We start from the raw sequence: 23900 nt of genomic DNA, 5'->3' as shown, positions 1-23900 counted from the left end.
TGACGAACCGCTGCCGCGTGACCGGTCGCCGTCGTGCTTACATTCGTCGCTTCCAGATGTCCCGTCTGACTTTCCGTGAGATGGCCAATGCTGGCCTTATCCCGGGCGTCACGAAGTCGAGCTGGTGAGCTGCGATCTTTCGCCGCAGACGTCATCAATTCCAGGCCCAGGGATGCCCTCCCTGGGCTTTGACGTTGTAAGGCACAGGTGCTGAAATCTGTCCTCCTGACTCGATGCCCACCTACTCCTACATCGCCGAAAACCCCGACGAAGGCTGCCCACGCTGCCGACGCGGCTTTGATCTCCGGCGTCCTATCGACCGCGAGCCGCTCACCCAGTGTCCCCTGTGCCGCAAGCCCGTGAAAAAACTCATCACCAGCTTCAGCGTGCCGAAAGTCACCAAGCCTGTCTCCATCTCCGATGCGAAGAAGGCTGGCTTCACCATCCTCGAAAAACGCTGCGATGGTAACTACGAGAAGCTCTAGCCGGAGTCTTTTCCTCCTTCCCTCATGCTCCTCCTCCTCGCCAACGCCTCCGACGATCTCGTCCGCGAATGGCATTTCACCGCCAGTGAACTGGGATGGCATGGCTTCATCGTTTTCGTCATCGTCCTGCTGAACGCCTTCTTCGTCGCCGCTGAGTTCGCCATCGTCAAAGTGCGCGACAGCCAGCTCCAGGCCGCCCAGGAGGATGGTGTCAAAGGTGCGAAGTTTGCCCGCGAGGTGACCAAGAATCTCGACGCCTACCTCTCCGCTGGACAGCTCGGCATCACGCTTACCAGCATCGCTCTCGGTATCTTTGGTGAGCCCTATGTGGCCGCCGTGATCCAACCTCTGCTTTTTAAAGCGGGCATTGCCAGTGATGCCGTCGTTCACGGTGTCTCTGTCGTCATCGCCTACGCCATCGTCACCTTTCTGCATGTCGTGCTTGGGGAACAGACGCCCAAGGTCTTTGCCATTCGCAAATCACTGAAGACCACGCTCATCATCGCCAGGCCGCTGCATATCTTCTACATGGTGCTGAAGCCCGCCATTTTCATTCTCAATGGCAGCACCAATTTCGTGCTCAAGTATCTCTTCCGCATCGACGGCGTGTCCGAGCACGAGATCGCCCATAGTGAAGAAGAGCTGCGCCACATCGTGGCCGAAAGTCAGAAATCCAAGGAAGTGACCGAGACGGAGAAGGACATCCTTTTGAACGCTCTCGGTCTCAATGACCGCTGCGTGCGTGACGTAATGACGCCGCGCAATGCCGTCATCTCACTCGATGTCGAAGACAGCTTCGAATCCAACCTCAAGCGCGCCGTCGAGCACAAGCACACCCGTTATCCGCTTGTCGAGGGACACCTCGACCAGAGCGTCGGCATGATCCATATCAAAGACCTGCTCGGTCTCGTCGGCCTGCCACAGGCGGACCTGCGGAAGATCAAACGCGAGCTGCCGATGGTCCCCGAACTCATGCCTATCGACAAGTTGTTGCGCTTCTTCCTCGATAAGCATGCACATGTCGCCCTCGCCGTGGATGAATACGGCGGCGCAGTCGGCATTGTCACGCTCGACAACGTGCTCGAAGAAATCGTTGGTGACATTCAGGACGAGTTCGACCACGAGATCAGTGAATTCCGCCGCATCAGCGAAGACAGCTTCGATGTCGATGGCACGCTGAATCTCTATGAACTCGCCGACCACGCCGGTCTGGATATCGAAAGCGATGATGTCACCACCATCGGCGGCTACGTCACCCATCTGCTCGGTCATCTGCCCAAGGTGGGAGAGACGGTCACCATTGAAGACTACGAAGTCACCACGACCAAGGCGGATACACGCCGGGTGCAGCATCTCCGCTTCCGCCGCCGTACGCCCAAAGAGCAGGACGAGGCCAGACGCGCTGAGGAAGAGGCGGACTCATGAACAAAGTCTTTGCCGCGCAAGGTTTTCAGTATCATTCAGACTTCCCAAACGTTCCTTCACTCTCGTGAATCCCCCACCCAAAAAATCCAACATGACCTGGCTTACTTTTGCCCTCCTCACTGTGCTCTCCTGGGGCGTCTATGGCGTCATCCTCCACAAAGGCCGCGGTTACATGCCGATGGGACCTGAGACACCTCATGCAGGGTTAAAAGCCTTCCTCTTCGTCTGCATCGCCTATGCTCTCATCGGCCTCGTCTCGGCGCTGGTGCTGAAGATGCGTGGCAGTGACTGGAGCTTTACCTCCACGGGTATCTCTTGGAGTCTCGTCGCCGGTATCGCCGGTGCGCTCGGTGCGTTGACTCTTGTGCTCGCCCTCGGTGCTGCGGCTCCCATTTATAAAGGCGCGGCCGCTGCGGCTGTCATGCCCATCGTCTTCGCCGGAGCTCCGGTGGTGAATACGATCACCGCTATGATCATCCATCCACCCGAAGGCGGTTTGAAAGCCCTTCCTCTGCCGTTCATCGCAGGTTGTCTTCTCGCCGTCGGTGGTGCCTTCCTCGTGGCCAAATACGCCCCATCAAACACGGGCGGAGCCGCTCCGGCTGCCAAAGTGGGTGCGAAGCACTAACCCTGAGGTACCGGTGCCCCACGGTAGATTCCGTCGAACCAGCCATTGCCGACGTAGGGCTTTGCGTCCTCGCTCTCGATGCGCAGATAGCGGCCCAACTTCGTCAGTTTGAAACGCGCGGGCTTGTTTTTCACCGTCGCCTCCGCGTCGTTGAAGGTGAACTCGGCCGTTAATTCACCGCCTTTACCTGTCTTGATTTGTTCCGGCTGGGCCGTGGCATCGATCGTCGATGCTTCCTGTCCCTCTTCACGAGCAGAGCTGAGACTCACGCGGAGTTTGCCATCACGTCCCACGCGCAGACTGGCATGGCCGCCGCCGAGATCATCATACTCGCCATCCCAGCCGAGGCCGGTTTTCGGGTCCGGCATACCTTCGATGAAATAGTAACCGCGTGCCGTGGCTTGGGCCATCTTGAACCAATGCTCCGCCGTCGGATCAGCAGGCTTTGCGGGTGGAAAGCGAGTATCTGTCTTGGCTTCGCTAGGCGCTGGCGGCATCGTCACCACGAGCCACTTCTGGCGCAGATCCGGCCATTGATCCTTCCACAGGCTCAACGCCGCCCGATCTGTCGTCGCCCATGTTTTCGTGGCATTCTTCAGCGCCGTCACGAGCCGATCATTCGCCGCCTGAAACTCCTTCTTCGCCAATTGCAGCAGCTTTGCCTCACTCGCGCGTTTGTAGGTGCCGTTGATGCCCGCGTCCTGCGGTTCCTTCTGACCTTCTTTGAAGGCGACCTCGACCTTCGACTCACTGATCTCGGCCATGAAAAAAGTGCCCCGGTCCTCCCCCTCGCCAGCAATGCGGGCGAAGGGTAGCAGCTTGTCCTTTCGCACCCCATTCCCCACCCAGGTGCCCATCGAGCCGGGATCACCAGCGAAGCGAACAGTCACCTTCGTGTTGCCAAAGTCTGCCTTCTCCAAGGTGAGATGGCGCATCGTTGTCTCGTCAAAGTAGGTCGCCTTGTCGGAAACCTGCGCCAGGAGACAGGATGAAACCGCGAATGCGGAGAAAAGAAGGACGTGGAGCTTCATGGGAAGATCTTAACCTACCAGCGCCGAGATCGGTTTGCCACGTCGAGCACCATTGCCGCCGTGGATGTTAAAGTTTCCGGCGGCTCCGGCGGAGACGAGATCATCCTGTCGGATGCCAAGCAGGGCACCGATCGTGGAGTGAAAGTCGAGCACGCTCACAGGATTTTCCTCCACACGCGTGGCCGTGGCATCCGTTTTTCCCCAAGCCTGACCGCCACGCACTTTGCCACCCGCGATGAAGCTGGAAAAAGCGATGGGATGATGGTCTCGCCCACTATCATTGATCTTCGGTGTGCGGCCAAACTCGGTCGTGAGTACCACGAGCGTGCGCTTCAGCAGGCCGCTCTCTTCGAGATCCGTGAGCAGGGCACTCACCGCTTGATCGAGCCGGGTACAGAGGCCTTCGACCTTGTTGAAGTTGTCATCGTGAGTGTCCCAGCCACCGAGTTCGACCTCGACGAACTTCGTCCCGCGCTCGATGAGGCGGCGCGCGAGCAGCACTCCGCGACCAAAGTAATCGTTGCCGTAGGCTTCAAGCATCTGACCCTTTTCCTGGGTGAGATCAAAGGCATCAAGATCCTTGCTAGTCATCAGTTTGAGCGCATCCGCATACACATCGACATGCGCCTTCACGTCATCCGTGGGATAGCGATTGAAAAAGCTCTGGTTCAGCCGGTCGGCTAGCGTTGTGCGGCGGCGCAGAGCAGTCATCGAGTCGCCATTCTGGAGTCGGGTGTGTTCGAGTCCTTTGTTCGGGTCTAGCACGGGCACAGGGGCATACCGAGCATCTAGGAAACCACTGCTCGGATGTCCCGCCAGTCCACCAAGCCGGATGTAAGGCGGCAGCGTCGAGTGGCCTTCGGTGACCTGCCGTGCGACCCACGAGCCGAGCGCGGGATAGCGAATGGAGCCCGAGGTTTCGAAGCCCGTCATGACCTTGTAGGTGCCCTCTTCATGAGCGCCCTGCGTGTGCGTCATGGATCTCACGACGGCCATCTTCGGCGCATGATCCGCCAGCTTTGGCAGGTAGTGAGAGAATTGCAGACCAGCCGCTTTCGTCTTGATCGTGCGAACCGGACCTTGGTAGCCAGCAGGAGCCTCCGGCTTTGTATCAAAGGTGTCCATGTGGCTCATGCCACCGCGCATGTACAGGTAAATCACATGCTTCGCAGGCAGCTCAAGATTGCCCGAACCGGAGGCGGGCTCGTCTTTGCCAAACAACGGCGCAAGTCCGCTGGAGGGCACGAGGCTCACGCCGAAGCAGGTTTGCGCGAGACGCTGCACGAAGGCACGGCGACTGAGTTCATCGAGGCGCAGAAGTTCGTTTTTCATGATGGGGGAGGCTGGGGATTATTTCTGGAAGGCAAACTCGGCAGTGGAGAGCAGCGTTCGCGCGAGAGTCTTTGGATTCCGTGACTCGCCGAGGATCTCGATGCAGGCATCCAGCTCAGCTTTCTCAGGTTCACGAGTGAGGATGGCCAAGAAGGCAGAACGGGCGACCTCACGAGCACTGGAAGAGCGGCGCAAGCTGACATTCAGCGGACTGCCCGAGCGAGCGACGTGATCGAAGAAGTCACTGTTCAGCATGAGCAGCGCCTGCGGCACCGTGGTGGCGCTCCAGTTGTCGTTGATGAAGTCACGATTCCCTTGCCCAAACAAACGCAGGAAATGCCCGGCGGGCGTGGGTTGCGGAAGCTCGGATGCGCGCTCGAAACCACCACCGGCAAACTCCTGCGCCATCTCACCCCGCAGCCTTGCACGGCGTTGCTCGGCCTCCATCGCGCGTTGTTCATCGGTGGCCATCTTGCGGGCCACCGTGGTGACTTCGCTGGCCTTTGTCGCAGTCACGGCTTTCTCCAGTTCCTTGATGCCAGGAGGATCGAAGTCGAGCTGATCATCGAGACCTTCGACCGCCAGTGTCATCATGGAATCCCACACTTGTTCGGCCAGGAGGCGACGCAGGATGGGGCCGGCGAAGGCGTAGCTCTGCACTTCCCCGGCATCCGTGGGCAGCGTGCTGGATTCATTTCGATAAGCCTGCGTCAGACAAAAGATGCGCAGGATCTGGCGCAGGTCGTAGCGTGATTCCCGCACGACGTGAGCGAGGTATTGCGCCAGATCAGGATTCGTACAATCGGCGATCTCGCGCACCTGCTCAGGCGATCCGGCGAAGGGCAGCCCGAAGAGTTTTTCCCAAAGCCGGTTCGCCAGCGCGAGTGAGAAACGTGTGTTCTCTGGGGCGGTGATCCAGTCGGCCAGAGTATCCGCACCGCGTGCCCCTTGTTTGGGCGGAGTGCCGTAAAGCACCGCCGCTGGGAGAACATCACCGGGCTTGGCATCCGGGTATTGATAATCCTCCGGCAGCTTCGCTGGCTGACCTTCGCCATTCACCACTCCCGCCCCACCGGCAGAACGCTGGAGTGCCTCCAAGGCACGGCTGATGCGCTCGTAGTTTGCCCGACGTTCGGGGTCAATGCGGTTCATCGCCATGGTGTCGTAGCGTTCCACAGCCTTGCGGATTTCTTCGGACTCGACCTGGCCCACCTTGCTGTCCTCGCTGCCCATCTTGATGCCGGAAGTCCAGGCCATGAACTGGTGGTAGTCCTTCCGTGTCCATTTGTCATAAGGATGGTCGTGGCATTGAGCGCAGGAGATTTGCAGGCCAAGAAAAAGGCTGGCGGTGCTCTCAATGTTCGCCGCCCGGTTCGCGCCATCGCGCAGGTAATAGCCTGAGGCAGGCGCCCGCCAGCCGTAGCCTTCCGGGCTCAGCAGCTCACGCGCCCACTGATCGTAGGGTTTGTTATCCCGAACACTCTGCTTGATCCAGGCGAGATAAAAGGAGCCCTTCACATCGCCATCGAGCTGGTCGCGGGCGCGGAGCAGGGAGGCCCAGTAGTTGAACATGTGGCTGACGTGCCCGTTCGAGGCGAGCAGTCGGTCAATGAGATGCGCGTGTCGCTCCGGCGACTTGTCGGCGAGAAAGACCTGCGTCTCCGTCGTTGTCGGGATGCGGCCCACGAGATCGAGATGGATGCGCCGGACAAAAGTGAGGTCCGAAGCCGCAGTTCGTGGCTTTAGACCACGCTTTTCGAGGTCAGCGAGGATGAGCGCGTCAATGCGTCGTGCCGTGGCAGCGGCATCGGCGGCATTCACGGGCTCGTTCGCGGTGGAAATCTTCACCTCGCGGGCACGCTCGGAGGTCCAGTCGCCGAAGTCCGCGCCCTCTTCGATCCAGCGATGGATCAAGCCCGTCTCCTGCGGTGTCAGCGGCGTGCCTTCGCCATCGGGTGGCATGGCATCTTCATGATCGCGCGGCAGGCTGATGCTGCGGATGAGATAGCTTTTGTCCGGCTTGTGCGGGAAGACGAGATTGTCCGTGCGACTCTTGTCGCGGATGGCGGCGAGGTCATCGAGGCGGATGTCACCCTTCGGCTTCTTTTGTTCGCTGCTGTGGCACTCGAAGCAGGCCTTTTTCAGCAGCGGCAGCACCTGGTTCTCGAAGTGAACCTGACCTTGCACCGTCATGGCGGCATCACTGGGCACATCAGGCGTGGGTTTCGAGGCGAGCCGCACGGGCGTCACACGGCTCTCTGCCATCGCAGGCGTTGTTGTCACAGCCGGTTTCGGCACGGGGGGGGGTGTAGGAGCAGGCTTCTTCGTTTCCTGAACGACGAGGGGCTGGCTCGGAGATGCCGGAATCTTTGCTAGTTCGGGAACTGGCGGCGGAGTCGGAACAGACGGCGGCGAGCTTTGAACCATGACGGGCTCAGGCAATGGATCGGGAACTAGAATGGGGTTTTCGGGCGCAGGCCGAGACTTCGCCTGATGCTGCGCGACGATCTCCTCCAGCCCGACCTGACTCACCATGTCCGGCCACGCAAGACTTCCGACCAGTGTGCCAAGCACCACCGCCGCTGCCGCCTGCCACAAGCGCGGTGCAGCAGCCTGCCAGCGTGCGAGCGGACCTCCGAGGCGCTGCCGCGCGCGACGTCGATGGCCGATGGTCGCCAGCTCGATGTCCTGGCGCAGTGATTCGACACTGCGAGTTTCTGCACTGGCGAGGATGGCCTCTTGCAGCCGCTGGCCTTTCGCCGCAGGCTCCAGGGCAACGCGCAGCAGGGCATCCATCTCGATCTGGCGACGGAGATCCGCCAGAGCGGCTTCGTCCTTGAGCAAGTCTTCCCAGGCTTCATCAGGAAGCTGGTCGTTCAGAGCTTGGTCGATGCGGTCTTCGGGTTTCATGAGACGGCGGGTTGAGTTTCGATGCAGTCGCGGAGCTGCTGGCGCACACGCATGAGCAGTGTGCGGATGGCCAGCACGCTGCGTCCAGTGCGGCGGGCGATCTCGTCGCTGCTGAGCTCATGCTCATACCGGAGGTCGAGCACTTCGCGCTGCGTGTGACGGAGTTTTTCCAGGCAATGGCGGAGCTGATCCGCACGGTGATTTTCCACCGGAGCCTCCGTATTCGCGAGGGCCAGTTCCACCCGCAGGTGTTCGAGATAGCGTTCCTGTTTCGCCGACTCCCTTGCATAGGCTTTCAGGCGATCACGCAACAGGTTGTGAGCAATGCTGCGAATCCACGGCTGAAGCGATCCTTCACGGAAGTCCTCCAGATGCTGGTAGGCAAAAACAAAGGCATCATGCGCCACCTCATCAATCAGATCTGGCACTGGCGCACGGAGCGCCAGATAGGTCCGTAGTGGTTGAAGGTGCCGGGTTAGCAAAGTGCGGAAGGCGGCATCATGTCCGTCGAGCACCTGACGGGCGAGTGACTCGTCGGAAGTAGGTTCTGATGGCAGGGAGTCGGGCATTTAAAGCTGTTATGGACGGCAAGGTCTCCAGTGTGGCAGAAAAAGCTGCGGAGCCTGAAAAAAGCTGCGTATAAATGGGCCGCTCATGTTTCCCCCCAATCGTCTCATTGTACTTTTTGCCGCTCTGAATCTCGTTTCCTGCGTCACCCTGCCGACTGCGCCCGAACCACCAGAACTCTCACGCAGCAGCGATGAACTCCGCCGATTGTCCAAATCGAATCATACTCTGGGAACGGTGTCTGTTTATGCAGATGCCATCCGAAGCAGCCAGGATGAGAAGGGACGCAGCTTCCACCTGGCGTCTGGAGACGCGGTGCTGCTGAAAAAAAGCGTCCCGGCCATCTCTGCCATGGCTCCTGAGATTTTGCTCAACCCCGACCATGCCGAAGTCCGCGGACGTTCGGTGGTGAAGAAAGATGATCAGCTTTTCTTCGGCGACTCCGATGCCAGCAAGATCATCATCGACGGCGTGAATCTCCGTTTCGAAGGCCCACACTCCGTGAAACGCATCGGTCCGGCAAAGGCAGCAGCCAAAGTAATCGAAGAGACCAAAGAAGAAGAGGTGATCGCCAAACCAGCCCCTGTTCCAGAGCCGCGGGTCGAAGCAAAGCCCAAACCCAAGCCAGTCAGCAAGCCGAAGCCAAAACCAGTCACTAAACCAGCTCCAGCCAAACCCGCACCAGTTACAAAACCTGCTCCGGTGGACCGCGCAAAGCTGCTGCAACTGATGCGCGAGCCAGAGTGATTTTGATCACCTTCCGGCCACGCCGCCTTTGATCTCTTTAGAATCCGTGCGGAGCACTTCGATGCCGTTGATCACGGGTTGGTTGGCAGCGTCGGGGTTGGACTGAGCGGGGACGATTTGCAGGAGGAGCTTGTTTGTGACGGCCACCTTCTCGAATTCCTCCACCAGCGCACGCTGGGTGCCGCCGGTTTTGGCGGTGATGTCGAGGCTCTTCATCACGGTCTTGCCTTGAAGCTGGACGTCGAAAATGCGTTGGCCGGGTTTGTCGCCTTCGGGGGCGGAGAAGTAGAGGCGGACGGTGTAGGTCTCGGGCTTTTCGCCTTTGCCGATGAGGGGTAGCTCGGCGCTGACGAGTCCGCGTGCGCCGGAGGTGTAGATCCAGGGCACTTGGGTGCCTTCGATTTTGTGGGACTCCTCATTCACGGCGAAGAACTCGCCGCCTTTGGCGAACTGGTGATCGAGGCTCAGCGGCAGGTCGATGCCTGCGCGTGAAGAGGGGCGTGGATAGCCAAGCCAGAGCTTGCCCTGCTGATCGCGACGATCTCCCGGTGCGCCAAAGTTCAGCGCCATGTGCTGCACGGGCGTGCTGGCTCCGCTGGCGCTGTAAACGCCCCAGCTCATGCGGTCGGCACGCGGCTCGAAGACGATGGTGGAGGCGATGGAGAAGAGACAGACGCAACCGGCGCTGGCTTCGGGAATCATGACGAGGCCGTTGGCGGGGATCGTGTTGATCCAGCAGCCGAGGCGCTGACCGGCGAAGTGCTCGGTGCCTTCGTCTTCGTCCATGTTATAATAGGCGGTCGATTTGGAGCGGAAGAACATGAGGTTCGACGTGGCGGAAAGCGCGCCGCAGTGGTGACCGGGGCGGGCAAACATCCATGGGCTCTTCTCGCCCGTGAGTGGATGGGTGCGCATCTTTTGTTCGCCGGTGTAGAGGTCGTAGGCCCAGGGTTCGGCGATGACTTCATTGCCGATGACGATGGGGCGGCTGCGGTAGTTGGCATCCTTCGACCAGATCTTTTCACCCTTCTCGGCATCGAGCACGACGAGGCGACGACGGGCAAACTCGCCCGCGAGGAATTGCTCCCAGTAGTGACCATTCGCGTTTGCACCGCCGAGCACGAGGTGGCCGTTTTGAAACATCATGGTCAACGCGCCACCACCAATGCCGATCTCGCTGCAATCGGTGACGTCCACAGGCTTCGCCCATTGCTGCACGCCTGTTTTGGCATCGAGCGCCACGGCCATGCGCATGTCGGCATTCTTGATGCGCTCTTCAGCGAGGTCTTTGGCTTTGCCGGTGAGCTTGGCGAGTTCGGTTTTGTCCTGACGCAGCATGTCCTCGCGCTGCGCGGGAGTCAGTGAGGCGTCGATGAAGAAGATGCGGCCATTGCCGATGGCGATGGAGACATGGGAGACGTGCTTGCCCTGATGCGTCCACTTTAGCTCGCCGGTTTTCACATCGTAGGCAAAGAGCAGGTCGGTGGAGATGGAGGCGCTTTTACCACGCCGGGCGCTTTCGGAGGCGTTCTCGACACGCTGAGTGACGGTGCCGTAAAGCAGGCCTTCGTGATGGGCGAGGTAGCCCCACTGGAGGTTCGGTTTGCTTTCGCCGGGGATCTTTAATTCTCGCACGGTCTTGCCGGTGGCGGCGTCGAACTGGAAGCATTTGTCGTCGAGCAGCATGAAGAGGTAGTCATCGCTCGCGGCCATGTTGCCGGGCTCGCGTGAATTGAAGACGCCGATGCGCATCGCGCCGGGATTCTTTACTTCCCAAAGGAACTGTCCGTTGAAGGCATCGTGCGCCTGGATGCTTGTTTCACCCTGCGTGAAAAGTCTGCCATTCACCGACAGCGGCCCCACGGCTCCATCATGACGATTCACGGACTCGCCAGGACCTGGATCACCATACCAGAGCACGTTCAGACCGCCTTTGACGCGCTCGTCTTTGTTGCTGCTCGTGTTGCCGACATTGCCGTATTGATGCGACCACGAGTCGGCTCCGGGCAAGGCGGCACGCATGAGCAAGGTCCAGTCGCCCGACTTCGTGCTCGTGGCTTTTTCTTCCTTCAGCTTCGTGTTCGCGAGCCATTCATCTGAGTTCGTTGGCTTGCCCGGAGCACCGAGGCAAATCACGCCACCGATGGGTTTCAGTGTGCGGGCGACTTCCACCGGGATGCCGGGCACTTTGCCTGTGAGCAAGAGTGAATCCGACACGATGAGGTTCGCGAAGAAGCTCGAATACGGCACCATCGAGAGATCGAGGTGATCGATGGTGATGCGTGAACCATACAAGCCAGTGCTGAGCAAGGCCGCACGAGAAGCGGCGACTTTGGCTTGATCAGGCTCGACGCCGAATACGGAGAGCTGGCTGCGTTTCGCGATCTCATAGGCGAGGCGTCCTTGCTCGCTGCCGAGCACGAGGCAGAAGCCCTGCTTCACGTTTGTCGCCTTCAGGATCTCCTCAGCGGCTGCCGCATACATGTCACTGTGTGCGTCTTTGGGGAAAGGATCGGCGACGACTTTGGAAGCCTCGGCGAGAGCTGGCAGGTTGGTCTTCGAGGCATCGGCAAAGGCATACACATGGCCGGAAGTGGTGCTCACGAGCAGATGACCTTCGGAAACGGCGAGCCCGCGTGCATCGCCATCGACTTTGCTTTGCCAGAGCACCTTGCCGGATTCGGCATCAAGGCAGACGACCTCATCTTTACCACCAACGACGAGCGTACCGCCTGCATGGATGAGCGCAGACTCATGCGTGGAAGGCCAGCGCCACTTGATGCCGATGTCCTTCATCTCGGTGTGCTTCGTCTTGTTGGTGGCGAGCGTGTCCTTCTTCGTCTGATAGTCGGCACGCAGTGGCTCATACTTCTGCGCAGCGGCGGCGAGTTCCTGCTTGAGCTTATCGGCAGCATCGGGCGCGGCTTTTTTCAGGTCGGCTTCGAGCTTCTGAACCTTCTTGAGTTCGGCGATCGCGGGATGCTTGCGCAGATCGCCGGAGAGTTTGGTGGAGGCCATCTCGATGGCATGGCGCTCGCGAGTGCCTTCCGCGTGCTTGTCGCGGTCGATGGCGACGATGTCCTTGCCCGTGGCCATGAAGCCCGAATTGCCGGTCATGGTCATCTGCGTGCCCTGGAACCACGCATAGCCGGTCTTGCCGGTCTTTTGATCTAGCGAAAGGATCTGATGCTCACCCACGGCGAGGATTTGATCATCGACGAGCATCGCCTGCGTGCCGCCGATCTGCCCGCCGGCATCGCCGCGCCAGCCGGGTGTGGGTTTGTTCACCTGCTTGCCAGTTTTGCGATCAAAGGCCACGGACAAAGCGCGGCCCGATGGCACGAAGAGCAGGTCCTTCGTCGCGAGCAGATAGCCCTGCGGCGAGAGATCATTGCGACCCGCGTCTTCCTGACTGATCGCGTCATTGACCCACTGCGTCTTGCCCGTGGCGGCATCGACAGCGTAGAGATAAATGTTCTCATGCGGAAACACACCCGCGCCGAAATACACCGTTCCGCTGTCTATCAGCAAACCCGTGCGCACCGGCCAGCGCGAGATCATACGCCCACGCGCTAGGATGCGCTCATCATTCGGCCCAGCGCGCAGCTTCCAGATCACGGAGCCCGATTTCGCATCCAGGCAGTAGGCGTAGCCGTCATCGGAGCCGACATACACTTTGCCATCTGCGATGGCTGGCGCGAGACGCACAGGACCGTTGGTGAAGAAGGACCACACGTCTTTCCCACTCGCGAGATCGCGGCAGATCACGCGACCATCGACGGTGGAGCCGAAGAACACGCGGCCCTCGCTGATCGCCACATGGAAGGCATCATCAAAGCGCACGCGATTGAAAAGCTCCATGCCCTCGATCACGCGCCCGTTTTCACCCGCCCAAGCCATCTGCGGCGGTGTGGGAGAAACAAAGTCCCAACGAGGCGTCAGCGGAGCTTTCAACGGCTCCTCCGTGTGCCCGACACGGCTGTTGTCATGCTGATAGGCAGGCCAGTCGGCTTGGGCAAAGGTCAGCGAGACGAGAAAAAGGAGCGAGAAGGCTTTCATGGTGGCTTGCCGCGCTCGTGCTGTGCTGCAATGAGGCGGTGGCAGTGAACGTATGCTCACGCCCCCTGCTATCCGCCTGACCTGATGATGACAAAACCTTCACCTTCCCTGACTTGGCGGACTTTTGCGTTCATCATGATCACCGCAGCGTCCGCGCTCGCCTGCTCGGTACCGGTGTTTCGTTATGCGCTGGAGCATTGGGAGGCTGATCCGTTTCAGGCCTTGGTCTTTCATCGTGGAGCACTGACAGCCGAACAGCAGGCACAGATTCAGGCTTTGAAGCCAGCGGCGGATGCCATCGAGAAAGCCAACCTCAGTGTCGCCACCGTGGATGTTTCCGCCGAGATGAGCCCGGACCATGCGGAGATCTGGAAAGCCCAGCCCACCAATGCCGTGCTACCACGTCTCGTGCTTCACTATCCCCGCAGTACGGCCGTGAAACTGGATCTCGTGGCCGTACCACTTGCCGAGGCCGCCGCGTGGAAGATCGCCGACTCGCCCGTGCGAAAAGACATTCTGGAGCGGCTCGGCGATGGTCAGAGCGCCGTCTGGGTGCTGCTAGAGTCTGGCGACGCCGCTGCCGATGATGTCGCCGCCAAGGTTCTTCAGGAGCGACTCGACTACCTGATCGGCGTGCTGGCCCTGCCGGAACTCGATGCCCAGGACATTGCCAACGGCCTCGTGTCCGTGGGGCAGGATGAGCTGCGACTCGACTTCTCCGTCATCCGCCTGTCACGGAAGAACGCCGACGAACGCACCCTCATCGCCATGCTCATCGGTTCTGAAGATGACCTCCAGGGCCTCGCCGACAAGCCCATGGTCTTCCCCATCTTTGGCCAAGGTCGCGCCCTCTATGCCCTCGTTGGCAAAGGCATCTCGCCAGAGACCATCGAAGAAGCCGCCACCTTCCTCATCGGCAAATGCTCCTGCCAGGTGAAGGAGCAAAACCCCGGCATCGACCTCCTCTTCACTGCTGACTGGAAGAAGCTCGCTCAAGCCTCCCCGCTGCTGGAGCGCGATCTCCCTGACCTCACCGCTCTCGCCAAAGCAGCGGAACCTGTGACGGTGACGACTGAGCCGAAAACGGAAGCCGCCTCGAAGGAAGAACTGCCAATCTATATTCTCGCGATTCTCTTCCTTGCCGCCTTCGTGGCCTTGAAAGTCTGGAAGCGGAAGTGATCCAACTCCGTCCTCATGCTCGAAGCCCAGTCCCTTTTCTCTGACCTTGGCTGCTCAGGCACCGAGGAAACCTTCACCACGCTCTTTGAGAAAGCAGGCGTCAAAATCGAGCGCATCGACTCCCATGGTCAGGCCAGCCCCGAGGGCTTCTGGTATGATCAGCCGCAGGATGAATGGGTGCTGCTCGTCAAAGGCGATGCCGATTTGGAGATCGCCGATCAGCCGCCGCTCACGCTGAAAGCCGGGGACCACGTCCTCATCCTCGGCCACGTCCGCCATCGCGTCGCCAGCACCTCGGCGGATGCGCTTTGGCTGGCGGTGCATGTGAGTCCGCCTTCTGCCTGACGGTCACGCCACCGCACGCTCGCGAACCTCGTCCAGGATGCCGAACAGCTTCTCCACTTGTTCGGGGGCGAAAACACCATCCACGCCTTGCGGGTTGAAGTCGATGTAGGGCGACTCGTAAAGACGTTCGGCTGTCATGCTCCCGTGTTCGGTGAGGTGGTGAATGATTTCGTCGAGGAATTCGATCTGCTTGGAGGTGGGCGTCCAACCTTCCATGAAAGCGGCCAGCGCATGGGTCGCCGCACGACGGTCGAGGCCAACGAGCGAGCGCACAAAGAGTCCCAGGCCATGACTTTCCGTTTTCGCCTTCTCGATGTCGTCCGGCGTGCCGATGCCGCTTTCGATGAGGATGCGTTCCAGCTCGGCGAGGTCCGTTTTCGTGAGGGCTTCGTTGCTGCGCAGTTTGTGGATGGCGATGTGGTCCTCGTGCTGCTTGAGGAAGTGCCGGGCCTTGGCACGGAAGCGCTCGAAGTTGTCTGCTGAGGTGAAGCCGGGCAGCTCGATCTCTGCCGCTGCGCCCATCTCATCCTCGAAGTTCGTGTACACCGGCTTGCGGGCCTGTTTGTCGATCAGCTTGATCAGTGTCCGTAGTTTTTTGCGCACCTGCTCCAGCATGGGCAGGGTCACGTCTTGCCACCACTCATCGGTTTGGAGTTCTTGGATGAGGGGCATGACTTCCTTCACCATCGGGATGGCCTGTTTCTCTTCCAGCAGACCGGCGATGTCTTTGAGCTGCTGTTGCAGGCGGGCAAAGCCGGGCTCGGCGCGCAGGCGAGTGAGCTGGAGATTGAGCAAAAGCAGATCGAAGCGCTTCGCCTCCTCGTCCTCGGCGGGCAGTTCCGTCGGCAGGCCGGCGATGTTGCGGGAAAGCTCGTGCAGGGCGTTTCCATCCAACGTCTGCCAGGCTTCGGACTTGCGATAGACCTCGATCAACCGGCGCTGCGGGCGCACGAGGAAGTTCTCCTCGTTCATCGCGGCCACTTCGGTTTGCAGCAGCGTGGCGATGTCCTGACGCAGGGTCTTGAGCGGATCGTGAGACTCTTGCAGCACGCCTTCCGGCGCGGACTGAGCATCCAGATAGCCCATCAGCTCCAGCCTGCGGGCAAAGAGCCGTTTGGAGAGCGAGTCGCTGTTCGATCCGCCGGTCTCGGGCGGGTTTAGGCGGAAGAATTCCAGGTTCTGGCAGTAGTCGAAAACGAAGAAGAACTGCTTGTGCAGGTCCGGGCCGAAGAGGTTCGGGCAAAGACGCGTGCCGCGGCCGATCATCTGCCAGAACTTCGTCTTCGAGCGCACCATCTTGAAAAAGACGAGGTTCACCACCTCCGGCACGTCGATGCCGGTGTCCAGCATGTCCACCGAGATGGCAATGTGCGGCGCTTTGGCCGCGATGGAGAAGTCGTCAATCAACGTCTGCGCATACGGCAGGTCGCAGTGGATCACGCGGGCGAAGCTGCCTTTGAGGTGCGGGTAGTTCGCGTCGAAGCGCTCGGCGATGTATTCGGCGTGGTCTTGGTTCTTGGCAAAGATGATCGTTTTGCCGAGGCGGTCACCACCGGCCACTTTCTGACCGTGCTTCATCAGATGCTCAAGCACCTTGTCCACGGTGTCTTCGTTGAAGAGCCATTTGTTGACCGCCTCCGCCTCCACGTGGTCGGGGACGTCGCCTTCTTCGTTCCACTCGACTTCATCCCACTGGGCTTTCTCTTCATCAGTCAGCTCGTTGTAGGTCAAGCCGGTGCGCTGGATGCGCAGGGGCACGGAGACAGATCGCGGCGGCACCAGGAAGCCATCGCTCACGGCTTGATCCAGCGTGTAGGCATCCGTCGGCACGCCGGTTTCGAGTTCAAAGAGACTGTAGGTATCGCGGTCGATCTCTTCGCGTGGAGTTGCTGTCAGACCGACGAGCAGGGAGTCAAAGTAGCGGAAGATCGCGCCATACTTCTGGTAAACGGAGCGATGCGCTTCATCGATGATGATGAGATCAAAATGCCCTGGGCCGAAGCGGCGCTGACCGTCCTTCGTTTCGTCGATCAGGCCCATCATCGTCGGGTAGGTGCTCACATAGACGCGGCCCTGAGCGTTCTTTTCCGTCACCAGATTCACCGGCGCGGCATTCGGCAGGTATTTTTTAAAGCTACCCACCGCCTGATTCACCAGCGCCACGCGGTCCGCCAGGAAGAGCACGCGCTTCGCCCAGTTGCACTGCATCAGCAGCTCGCTCAGGGCGATGACGAGGCGCGTCTTGCCGGAGCCTGTCGCCATCACGAGCAGGGACTTCCGCAGATGATCCACTTCAAAGGTCTCCCCTACGCGGCGGATGGCGCGGTCGTGGTAGTAGCGCTCCACCGTCACCTTGTTGATCGGTGCGTCGGCCAGCTTCTTCCGCGTGCTGCGGCGCTGGATCAGCAGCTCCAGCTCGTCTTTCTTGTAAAAGCCCTGCACCTCACGCGGCGGGTAGTTCACATCATCCCAGATCCAGTGCTCGTAGCCGTTGCTCAGGAAGATGACGGGCCGCTGGCCGAACATCTTCTCCAGGCAGTCTGCATATAGCTTGGCCTGCTGCTGGCCGATCTTCGGGCTCTTGCGGGTGCGCTTGGCTTCGAGAATGCCCAGCGGCTTGCCGTCATCGCCCCACTGGACGTAGTCCACGAAACCCATACCCGGCTCATTCGGCATCCCCGTCACCGGGAACTCGCGGTCCCGTGCCTGATCCAGCGGCCAGCCCGCTTCCTTCAGCAGGAGGTCGATGTAATAATCCCGTGTCTCCGCCTCCGAGTAATCATGCGTGTCCGGCTGTGCTGCATTCGCCTTTTTGGCCTCGGCGATCTCGGTGCGCAGCTTCACCAGCTCGGCATCCAGGGCGGTTTTGTCCGAGAGCAGCGTTTTGAGATTCTCGTCCTTCTCGCGGAGCTGGGTCTCCAGCTTTTGAAGCTGATCCAGCGTCTGCGGCGACACCGGGGCGGACTTCGGCAGCAGCTCGGGATTGAAGACACCGTCCACCGGCTTCGCGCCGCGTGAGTAATGCCGCGCCAGCCAGAAGCAGACGTGAAACAGCTCCTTCACCGCCATCAGCGCATCGTAGTGGCGCACCGGCTTGCTGCTATGCACCGCCAGATTGCCCAGGTCCTTGATGGCATTCGTCTTGTAGAAAACCGCATCTCCCACCGCCTTGCGAAAGTCCGGCTCATGGATCAGCGCACTCAGGTTTTCCTGGTAGGGCAGCTTCAGGGCCGAATCATGCTTGTACAGCCAGCTCACCGCCATCTCCAGCGCCCGCCGGGCGTAAAAGCAGGCCGCACGCGGGTCCGGGTGCGCCATCTGCTCCGCCTTCACCGTCGCCTCATGCAGGGCAGGCCATTCAGCGGCGAGGAAGGTGAAATGGGAGGTCATGCGGCAAGGGTTCGCGATACCTCAACCGCCTAAGCCATCATCTCATGCTTTTCCAGTCCGAGTGAGATGGCCGATTCCACCAGTACTCGCACAACCGGATTGCAGCCTTGGAAGACGAGCCGGTCCAGCACCTGGGGGCCGTGCTGCTCGATGAATCCAGACAACAGGGCGTTCACAAAGGAGCTGTTCGCGTTCCGCACACCCGTGAAATTGAGCACGATTTCAGGGCAGATGCTCGCATAGGGGTCCATGCGCCCTTGGCGAAACTCCGCCGCCAGCGCCCCGTCCGCGAGGCCGGTGCCGAGTGCTTCAGCGAGGTTCAGTTCGAGTTTCATTGTTGTTGGAACTCAGGGGATGGAGTTCTGTGGAACCATTTGGCTTTGCCTTGTCTGGCATCGCTTGGCTGGTGTCTTGAAGACAGCCGTCATCATGCATGCGAAAGCGTCAAAGAGAATGGATTCGCAACACTGCGATGTCCGAAACGCTCCAGCAGCTTGACCTGATTCACGTCTTTTTCCCGCCGGATGTAATGACGCACCTCAGGCTGCTCGGGGCTTGGAATGCGAAGGGCGAAAAACGGCCATAATTCAGCCGCACGATACTCACGATCCAGCGCTGGGAAGCCTACGATGGGTTTGATCTCTGACTGGGCACGAAATTCCGGCGAGTAGCTGAAGACCCATTCTCCATTCTCCAGCCGCAGATTGCCCACCGGCAGGCGGTCAAGACTCAGCTCAAACACGACATGAGCCTCCTGGGCAGGCTTGCGAATGCCTGCCATCCAGTCAAATCCAAGTCGGAGTAGTTTGAGCATGTTTCGTCAGAGGGGGGCGGTTTGTATCGCTTCCTGGTATTTATTCAACCTCAGGCGCAGGCAGTCGAGCACAAATTCCTGCCTCAAAGGCGTCACCAGACCCTGAAACTCCTCGGCCAGAATCACGGCCACACGGTCTGGAAGCGCCTGATCAGCTAGGGATTGCAGCAGTGGCAGCATGGCCGGGCGGTTGGCAGCCAAGGCGTTGATGAGCTGAAAGTGATTCGGGCGGCTCAGACGGTCCCAGCCCGTTTTGGGAAGAGACTGTTTCACATATTTTTCCAGGAAGGCTGGTTTTCGGCGGCTCTGCACCACTTCTGCCAGCTTCGCCTCCGTGTCATTCCAGAACAGAGCCCGGGCGCTGTCATAGACAGGTGAGAAGCGTGGCGTTTGATGCCCCCGCACATCCGTGATCACACCCCAGTTGTAGAAGTGCCGGTCATTGTTTCCCACGATGGCGTCAAAGGCCAGCATCCTCACAAACGCCGACAGGATGTCCACACACTGGCCTGGGAAACGGTGCAGAAGAGCGTCCTCCACGAACTGAAAGGTGAACAAGTCCCTGGACTGATCCTTATCCTCCACCTCCTCCACAAACCCGCGGTCTTCGAGGTAGTCGGCGAAAATCTCCGCGCCATGCACCAAGCTTTCATCAGGGCGCAGGAAATACCGGCTACCGAACCGCAACTGGCCGCGCACCATCATCAGCCGTGAGTCCGCCATCGGAATCCCGAGGCTTTGACCGATTCGCGTCAGTAGATGCTCCGTCACGGACTCGTTCGGATACCATTTGTGCCCTACCTTGGCGATCCACGCAGGCCACAAGTGAGGTGATGCCTTCCTGGCCGTTCCAAACTCATAGACACGGATGAAATCTTTCGGCGCATCGCCGGTCACAGACGCATCCACCACCCGGTAATGTCCGCTGCGGACCACGGGGAGAGGTGTTTCAGGCCGTAGCAGATGGCCTGAATAGTTGAGGATGTCGGCGGCTTTGAGTGTCTTCATGCGGTCCGAAACGGTATCACAGCTCACCCCGGAAGGCGCGGTGCTGGAGGGTGGCGAAGAGGGCGTCCTGCTCCGCCAGGGCGGCGCGCTGCGCCTGCTTCAGCTTCTCCACCGCCACCACCCGACGGGCGAATTCTTGCTGGAGGGCGATGGGGGGAAGGCCGACCTTGATCGTGAGGACTTTCTCCTGGGAGATGTTCTTCATCGAACCGCTCGTGCCGCTGGCCCGTTGTCCGATCTCGCGGCGGAACTTGGGCTGCTGGAATAGAAACCGAACAAAGTGGGGATCGGCCTTGGGTGTTTTGTGCCAGACAAAGCGCCAGAGCTTGTCGGGAAGAAGCAAGTTAGCTGGAGTGGACGCCACATAAGCTGTCGCGCCAATGAGTTCGGCGGTATTTGCTCGGCTAAAAAGCAGATCACCTGTGCGCACGAAGTGCGATGGCGGCGGGCTGTAGTCCGGCGGCATGGCTTTACTCTGTTCGGGGCGAAATTCGAGTGACGTCACGGCACTCACCTTCAAGACGCGATAAGGTGAAGTGGTGTCGTCCTCATCGTCGGCCACGATGCTTTTGCCGCTTTCAAATCCCGCGACGAAGTCGCTCACCATGACCTCAGGCCACTTGGGATTCGTCACGGGATCGCCGAAGAGGTCGAGGAAGAGGGATTGGGTGAGGGCGTCGAGTTCGGCGAGGGCGGCGCGGCGCTTCGCCCGCAAGGCCTCCGCCCGGTCCAGCACCTCCGCAATCCGCCGCTGCTCCGCCAACGGCGGCAGGGGGATTGCTGATTCGAAGATGATCCGGTCTGAGACAGCTGGATAACTGGCTCCCGTGGCCTTCCTGACCATGTCGTCGATGAACTCGGACGATTTGACCCATTGAAACAGATACCGGGCATCGAGCTGGGGCTCGCGTGCTCTCAAGACACAGAAGCCGGTGGATGCGGTGGCTCCATCCAGCTGGGCAGGCACTCGGGCGACTCCGTTGAGATTCGGGCGGACGGTGGACACCAGAACGTCCCCCGCTGTCACGAGCTGCCGAGCACGGCTAGGAGCTTCTCCACATGAAACTTCACGCGCTGCGTTAATGACCTTCGCATCTTGGTCAACCGCGCTGAGGTCGATGTAAGTGAAGGTCTCGTCAGACGGTGATTTTGCGGGATTCCACGTCTTCGCTGGCTCGACTAGATCACCGAGTGCCACGGTCGGACATTTTTCCTTCCTCATTCGGATTTCGTCCTTCACCTCAGCATGCCCTCCAATTCCTTCATGCCCTGAGCGATATCTTTCTCCAGCTCGGCGAGGCGGGCGAGGATCTCACCGGGCGGGCGGTGGGTGATCTCTTCGTGGATGACCTCTTTGTAGCGGTTCAGGGAGAGGTCGTAGCCCTGGGCGGCGAGGTCGGCTTTGGGGACGAGGAAGCTTTGAGCGGTGCGGGGCCTCGCAAGCTCGGCGGAGTTGATAGTTGATGGTTGAGAGTTGATAGCCGGATGCAGAGTGCGCCAGCGGGCGAGGACGTCGGGCAGGTTGTTTTTGGCGTGCTCTTCGGGGGTGAGCTGGGCGGTGGGGCCGAGTTTTTCGGGCGGGAGGAGTTCGGTGCGTTTGTCATCGAGGGACTGGCCGTCGGCCTGGACGTCGTAGAACCAGACGTGGTCGGTGCCGCCGGAGTTGGTCTTGGTGAAGAGGAGGATGGCGGTGGAGACGCCGGCGTAGGGCTTGAAGACGCCGCCGGGCAGGGAGATGACGGCGTCGAGCTTTTGCTCCTCGACGAGCATGCGTCGCAGGGTCTTGTGGGCGGTGGAGGAGCCGAAGAGGACGCCGTCCGGCACGATGACAGCGGCGCGGCCACCGGGTTTTAATAATCGGAGGATGAGGGCGAGGAAGAGCAGCTCGGTCTTTTTGGTTTTGACCATCTGCTGCAAATCTTTGGCACAGCTCTCGTAGTCGAGGCTGCCGGCGAAGGGCGGATTGGCGAGGACGATGGTGTATTTCTCCTCCTCGCCCGCGTGGTCCTGGCCGAGGGAGTCGCGGTAGCGGATGTCCGGCTGCTCGACGCCATGGAGGAGCATGTTCATGCTGCCGATGCGGAGCATGGTGTTGTCAAAATCGTAGCCGTGGAAGGCCTGCTCGTGGAAGTGCCGCTTCATCTGCGGATCACGCAAGATCTCGGGCTGGTGCTCCCGCAGATACTCCCCAGCGGCGACGAGAAAGCCGCAGGTGCCGCTGGCGGGATCACAAATCGTGTCCTTTGCCGTGGGGGCGGTCATTTCCACCATGAGCTGGATGATGTGGCGCGGGGTGCGGAACTGGCCGTTCTGCCCGGCAGCGGCGATCTTGCCGAGCATGTATTCGTAGAGGTCGCCCTTGGTATCGCGGTCCTCCATGGGGACGGCGTCGATCATATCGACGACCTTCGTGAGCAGGGCGGGCGTGGGGATGGTGAAACGCGCATCCTTCATGTGGTGCGCGTAGGTGGAGCCATCGCCACCGAGGGTGCGGAGGAAGGGGAAGACGTGGTCATTGACGACCTCGAACATTTCCTTGGCCTCGAAGTGCTTGAAGCGGCTCCAGCGCAGGTCGTCGTAGGGGCGCTTTTTCGGATCAGCGCCCTCGGGGAAGATGCGGCGCTCGAGGGGCCGCTTCAGCCGGGCGGCTTTGTTTTCCTCCAGGGTGTGGAGGTCGTCCAGGCGCTTCAAAAAGAGCAGGTAGGTGATCTGCTCGATGACCTCCAGGGGATTGGAAATGCCGCCAGTCCAGAAGGCATTCCAGAGGGCATCGACTTTGCTGCGGATTTCACCAGTGATCATGTGACGGCGACCCATGCGGAGGATGGGGGCCGTGGCAAGGAAGCACTGGGGTGAAGCTGACCGCTGCGCGGTCTGACCTTTTGCTTGCCAATCGGGGCGGGCTATAGAGAATCGGCGCGTCGCTTTCGACAGTCATTCAAACCTCCAAACCAAACATCACCATGGGCAGACCCGTCACTCTTTTCACCGGCCAGTGGGCCGATCTCTCCTTCGACACCGTTGTTCAGAAAGCCAAGTCCTTCGGCTACGATGGCGTGGAACTCGGCTGCTGGGGCGACCATTTCGAGGTCGATAAAGCCGATCAGGCCTACTGCGATGCCAAGCGCGCCAAGCTCGATGCCGCAGGCATGAAATGCTTCGCCATCTCCACCCATCTCGTCGGTCAGGCCGTGTGCGATAACATCGACGCCCGTCACGCCCAGATCCTGCCCGCCGCCATCTATGGCGATGGTGAGCCCGAAGGTGTGCGCCAGCGCGCTGCTGAGGAGCTGATCAAGACCGCCCATGCCGCCAAGCGCTTCGGCGTCAGCGTGGTGAACGGCTTCACCGGCAGCAGCATCTGGCACCTTTGCTACTCCTTCCCGCCGAACCTTCCCGGCCAGATCGAGGCAGGCTACAAGGACTTCGCCAAGCGCTTCACGCCCATCTTTGACGAGTATCAGAAGCTCGGTATCAAATACGCCCTCGAAGTCCACCCGACCGAGATCGCCTTTGATATCGCCAGCGCTGAGAAGGCCCTCCAGGCTGTGGATTACCACCCCGCCTTCGGCTTCAACTACGACCCCAGCCACTTCGGCTACCAGGGCGTGAACTACGAGAAGTTCATCCGCAAATTCAGCGACCGCATCTTCCACGTCCACATGAAGGACGTGGCCTGGAACCTCGGCGATGAAGCCGGCGTCTTCGGCGGTCACACCGACTTCCACACGCCTCCGCGCTACTGGGACTTCAAGTCCGTGGGTCGTGGCGACATCAAGTTCGAGCGCATCATCCGCGCCCTGAACGACATCGGCTACGCTGGCCCCCTCAGCGTGGAATGGGAAGACGGTGCCATGGACCGCGAGTTCGGCGCCACCGAATCCTGCGCCTACGTGAAGAAGCTCGACTTCCCGCCGAGCAAGATCGTCTTCGACGCCCAGTTCGCCGAGAACAGCAAGTAAGGTGGTCCACACAGTCCT

General features: G+C 60.2%; 18 protein-coding genes and 1 pseudogene. 8 read left to right on the top strand and 11 right to left on the bottom strand.

Going from position 1 to position 23900, the window contains the following annotated elements:
* The 4 genes and pseudogenes from AC6FTP_RS13235 to AC6FTP_RS13220 all read left to right on the top strand — a co-directional run.
* Window positions 1–128, top strand: a pseudogene (locus AC6FTP_RS13235) (30S ribosomal protein S14); the annotation flags it as partial.
* A 105-nt stretch (window positions 129–233) separates the two neighbouring features.
* A complete protein-coding gene (locus AC6FTP_RS13230; RefSeq protein ID WP_497201668.1) occupies window positions 234–485 on the top strand; it encodes an FmdB family zinc ribbon protein in 252 nt (83 codons plus the stop codon).
* Between the two features lie 24 nt (window positions 486–509).
* A complete protein-coding gene (locus AC6FTP_RS13225; protein ID WP_497207390.1) occupies window positions 510–1910 on the top strand; it encodes a hemolysin family protein in 1401 nt (466 codons plus the stop codon).
* Window positions 1911–1974: 64 nt separating this feature from the next.
* Window positions 1975–2538: a DMT family transporter gene (locus tag AC6FTP_RS13220; RefSeq protein WP_497207389.1), complete on the top strand. Its 564-nt coding sequence runs from the start codon at window positions 1975–1977 to the stop codon at window positions 2536–2538.
* Here the strand turns inward: AC6FTP_RS13220 and AC6FTP_RS13215 are convergent.
* Genes AC6FTP_RS13215 through AC6FTP_RS13200 form a run of 4 tightly spaced genes read right to left on the bottom strand, consistent with a single transcriptional unit; the run spans window position 2535 to window position 8380 of the window.
* A complete protein-coding gene (locus AC6FTP_RS13215; RefSeq protein WP_497207388.1) occupies window positions 2535–3569 on the bottom strand; it encodes a hypothetical protein in 1035 nt (344 codons plus the stop codon). The two genes, AC6FTP_RS13220 and AC6FTP_RS13215, sit on opposite strands and share 4 nt — an antisense overlap.
* 9 nt (window positions 3570–3578) lie before the next feature.
* Window positions 3579–4901: a DUF1501 domain-containing protein gene (locus AC6FTP_RS13210; RefSeq protein ID WP_497207387.1), complete on the bottom strand. Its 1323-nt coding sequence runs from the start codon at window positions 4899–4901 to the stop codon at window positions 3579–3581.
* Between the two features lie 18 nt (window positions 4902–4919).
* Window positions 4920–7811: a DUF1549 domain-containing protein gene (locus AC6FTP_RS13205; RefSeq protein WP_497207386.1), complete on the bottom strand. Its 2892-nt coding sequence runs from the start codon at window positions 7809–7811 to the stop codon at window positions 4920–4922.
* The gene (locus AC6FTP_RS13200) at window positions 7808–8380 is read right to left on the bottom strand and encodes an RNA polymerase sigma factor (RefSeq protein ID WP_497207385.1); all 573 of its coding nucleotides are present in this window, start codon (window positions 8378–8380) and stop codon (window positions 7808–7810) included. Before AC6FTP_RS13200 ends, AC6FTP_RS13205 begins: the two co-directional genes overlap by 4 nt.
* Before the next feature lie 85 nt (window positions 8381–8465).
* On the opposite strand from AC6FTP_RS13200, the gene AC6FTP_RS13195 reads away from it, so the two are divergent.
* On the top strand, window positions 8466–9125 hold the full coding sequence (locus AC6FTP_RS13195) for a hypothetical protein (protein WP_497207384.1): 660 nt from the start codon (window positions 8466–8468) through the stop codon (window positions 9123–9125).
* Window positions 9126–9131: 6 nt separating this feature from the next.
* Here the strand turns inward: AC6FTP_RS13195 and AC6FTP_RS13190 are convergent, their stop codons facing one another.
* Entirely contained in the window at window positions 9132–13184 is a 4053-nt protein-coding gene (locus tag AC6FTP_RS13190) for an outer membrane protein assembly factor BamB family protein (protein ID WP_497207383.1), read from the bottom strand.
* 135 nt (window positions 13185–13319) lie between these two features.
* On the opposite strand from AC6FTP_RS13190, the gene AC6FTP_RS13185 reads away from it, so the two are divergent.
* Both AC6FTP_RS13185 and AC6FTP_RS13180 read left to right on the top strand, forming a co-directional pair.
* A complete protein-coding gene (locus AC6FTP_RS13185; protein WP_497207382.1) occupies window positions 13320–14363 on the top strand; it encodes a hypothetical protein in 1044 nt (347 codons plus the stop codon).
* A 15-nt stretch (window positions 14364–14378) separates the two neighbouring features.
* Window positions 14379–14708: a cupin domain-containing protein gene (locus tag AC6FTP_RS13180; RefSeq protein WP_497207381.1), complete on the top strand. Its 330-nt coding sequence runs from the start codon at window positions 14379–14381 to the stop codon at window positions 14706–14708.
* A gap of 3 nt (window positions 14709–14711) precedes the next feature.
* Here AC6FTP_RS13180 and AC6FTP_RS13175 read toward each other — a convergent pair whose 3' ends face one another.
* From AC6FTP_RS13175 to AC6FTP_RS13150, 6 genes are all read right to left on the bottom strand, one after another.
* Window positions 14712–18098, bottom strand: a complete 3387-nt coding sequence (locus AC6FTP_RS13175; RefSeq protein ID WP_497207380.1) for a DEAD/DEAH box helicase family protein — start codon at window positions 18096–18098, stop codon at window positions 14712–14714.
* Window positions 18099–18127: 29 nt separating this feature from the next.
* Window positions 18128–18433 carry an STAS-like domain-containing protein gene (locus AC6FTP_RS13170; RefSeq protein WP_497207379.1) on the bottom strand — a complete coding sequence of 102 codons (306 nt, stop codon included), beginning with the start codon at window positions 18431–18433 and terminating at the stop codon, window positions 18128–18130.
* Between the two features lie 92 nt (window positions 18434–18525).
* On the bottom strand, window positions 18526–18912 hold the full coding sequence (locus AC6FTP_RS13165) for a HipA N-terminal domain-containing protein (protein WP_497207378.1): 387 nt from the start codon (window positions 18910–18912) through the stop codon (window positions 18526–18528).
* Between the two features lie 6 nt (window positions 18913–18918).
* Entirely contained in the window at window positions 18919–19920 is a 1002-nt protein-coding gene (locus tag AC6FTP_RS13160) for a HipA domain-containing protein (protein ID WP_497207377.1), read from the bottom strand.
* Between the two features lie 16 nt (window positions 19921–19936).
* Window positions 19937–21142 (bottom strand): restriction endonuclease subunit S, encoded by a 1206-nt coding sequence (locus tag AC6FTP_RS13155; protein WP_497207376.1) that lies wholly within the window; start codon window positions 21140–21142, stop codon window positions 19937–19939.
* A 14-nt stretch (window positions 21143–21156) separates the two neighbouring features.
* Window positions 21157–22722: a type I restriction-modification system subunit M gene (locus tag AC6FTP_RS13150; protein ID WP_497207391.1), complete on the bottom strand. Its 1566-nt coding sequence runs from the start codon at window positions 22720–22722 to the stop codon at window positions 21157–21159.
* 161 nt (window positions 22723–22883) lie between these two features.
* Between AC6FTP_RS13150 and AC6FTP_RS13145 the strand changes: the two genes are divergently transcribed.
* Window positions 22884–23882: a sugar phosphate isomerase/epimerase family protein gene (locus tag AC6FTP_RS13145; protein WP_497207375.1), complete on the top strand. Its 999-nt coding sequence runs from the start codon at window positions 22884–22886 to the stop codon at window positions 23880–23882.
* Window positions 23883–23900: the final 18 nt, after the last annotated feature.

Origin of the sequence: Prosthecobacter sp. (assembly GCF_044378005.1) — a bacterium.
In the GTDB taxonomy this organism is placed as follows: domain Bacteria; phylum Verrucomicrobiota; class Verrucomicrobiia; order Verrucomicrobiales; family Verrucomicrobiaceae; genus Prosthecobacter.
This window is presented reverse-complemented; position numbering and strand designations above follow the sequence as displayed.

What these genes read in the sequence shown, in the direction of transcription:
- AC6FTP_RS13230 (WP_497201668.1), top strand. Translation starts at nt 234, where the DNA reads ATGCCCACCTACTCCTACATCGCCGAAAACCCCGACGAAGGCTGCCCA.
- AC6FTP_RS13225 (WP_497207390.1), top strand. Translation starts at nt 510, where the DNA reads ATGCTCCTCCTCCTCGCCAACGCCTCCGACGATCTCGTCCGCGAATGG.
- AC6FTP_RS13215 (WP_497207388.1), bottom strand. Translation starts at nt 3,569, where the DNA reads ATGAAGCTCCACGTCCTTCTTTTCTCCGCATTCGCGGTTTCATCCTGT.
- AC6FTP_RS13210 (WP_497207387.1), bottom strand. Translation starts at nt 4,901, where the DNA reads ATGAAAAACGAACTTCTGCGCCTCGATGAACTCAGTCGCCGTGCCTTC.
- AC6FTP_RS13205 (WP_497207386.1), bottom strand. Translation starts at nt 7,811, where the DNA reads ATGAAACCCGAAGACCGCATCGACCAAGCTCTGAACGACCAGCTTCCT.
- AC6FTP_RS13200 (WP_497207385.1), bottom strand. Translation starts at nt 8,380, where the DNA reads ATGCCCGACTCCCTGCCATCAGAACCTACTTCCGACGAGTCACTCGCC.
- AC6FTP_RS13195 (WP_497207384.1), top strand. Translation starts at nt 8,466, where the DNA reads ATGTTTCCCCCCAATCGTCTCATTGTACTTTTTGCCGCTCTGAATCTC.
- AC6FTP_RS13190 (WP_497207383.1), bottom strand. Translation starts at nt 13,184, where the DNA reads ATGAAAGCCTTCTCGCTCCTTTTTCTCGTCTCGCTGACCTTTGCCCAA.
- AC6FTP_RS13185 (WP_497207382.1), top strand. Translation starts at nt 13,320, where the DNA reads ATGATCACCGCAGCGTCCGCGCTCGCCTGCTCGGTACCGGTGTTTCGT.
- AC6FTP_RS13180 (WP_497207381.1), top strand. Translation starts at nt 14,379, where the DNA reads ATGCTCGAAGCCCAGTCCCTTTTCTCTGACCTTGGCTGCTCAGGCACC.
- AC6FTP_RS13175 (WP_497207380.1), bottom strand. Translation starts at nt 18,098, where the DNA reads ATGACCTCCCATTTCACCTTCCTCGCCGCTGAATGGCCTGCCCTGCAT.
- AC6FTP_RS13170 (WP_497207379.1), bottom strand. Translation starts at nt 18,433, where the DNA reads ATGAAACTCGAACTGAACCTCGCTGAAGCACTCGGCACCGGCCTCGCG.
- AC6FTP_RS13165 (WP_497207378.1), bottom strand. Translation starts at nt 18,912, where the DNA reads ATGCTCAAACTACTCCGACTTGGATTTGACTGGATGGCAGGCATTCGC.
- AC6FTP_RS13160 (WP_497207377.1), bottom strand. Translation starts at nt 19,920, where the DNA reads ATGAAGACACTCAAAGCCGCCGACATCCTCAACTATTCAGGCCATCTG.
- AC6FTP_RS13155 (WP_497207376.1), bottom strand. Translation starts at nt 21,142, where the DNA reads ATGAGGAAGGAAAAATGTCCGACCGTGGCACTCGGTGATCTAGTCGAG.
- AC6FTP_RS13150 (WP_497207391.1), bottom strand. Translation starts at nt 22,722, where the DNA reads ATGATCACTGGTGAAATCCGCAGCAAAGTCGATGCCCTCTGGAATGCC.
- AC6FTP_RS13145 (WP_497207375.1), top strand. Translation starts at nt 22,884, where the DNA reads ATGGGCAGACCCGTCACTCTTTTCACCGGCCAGTGGGCCGATCTCTCC.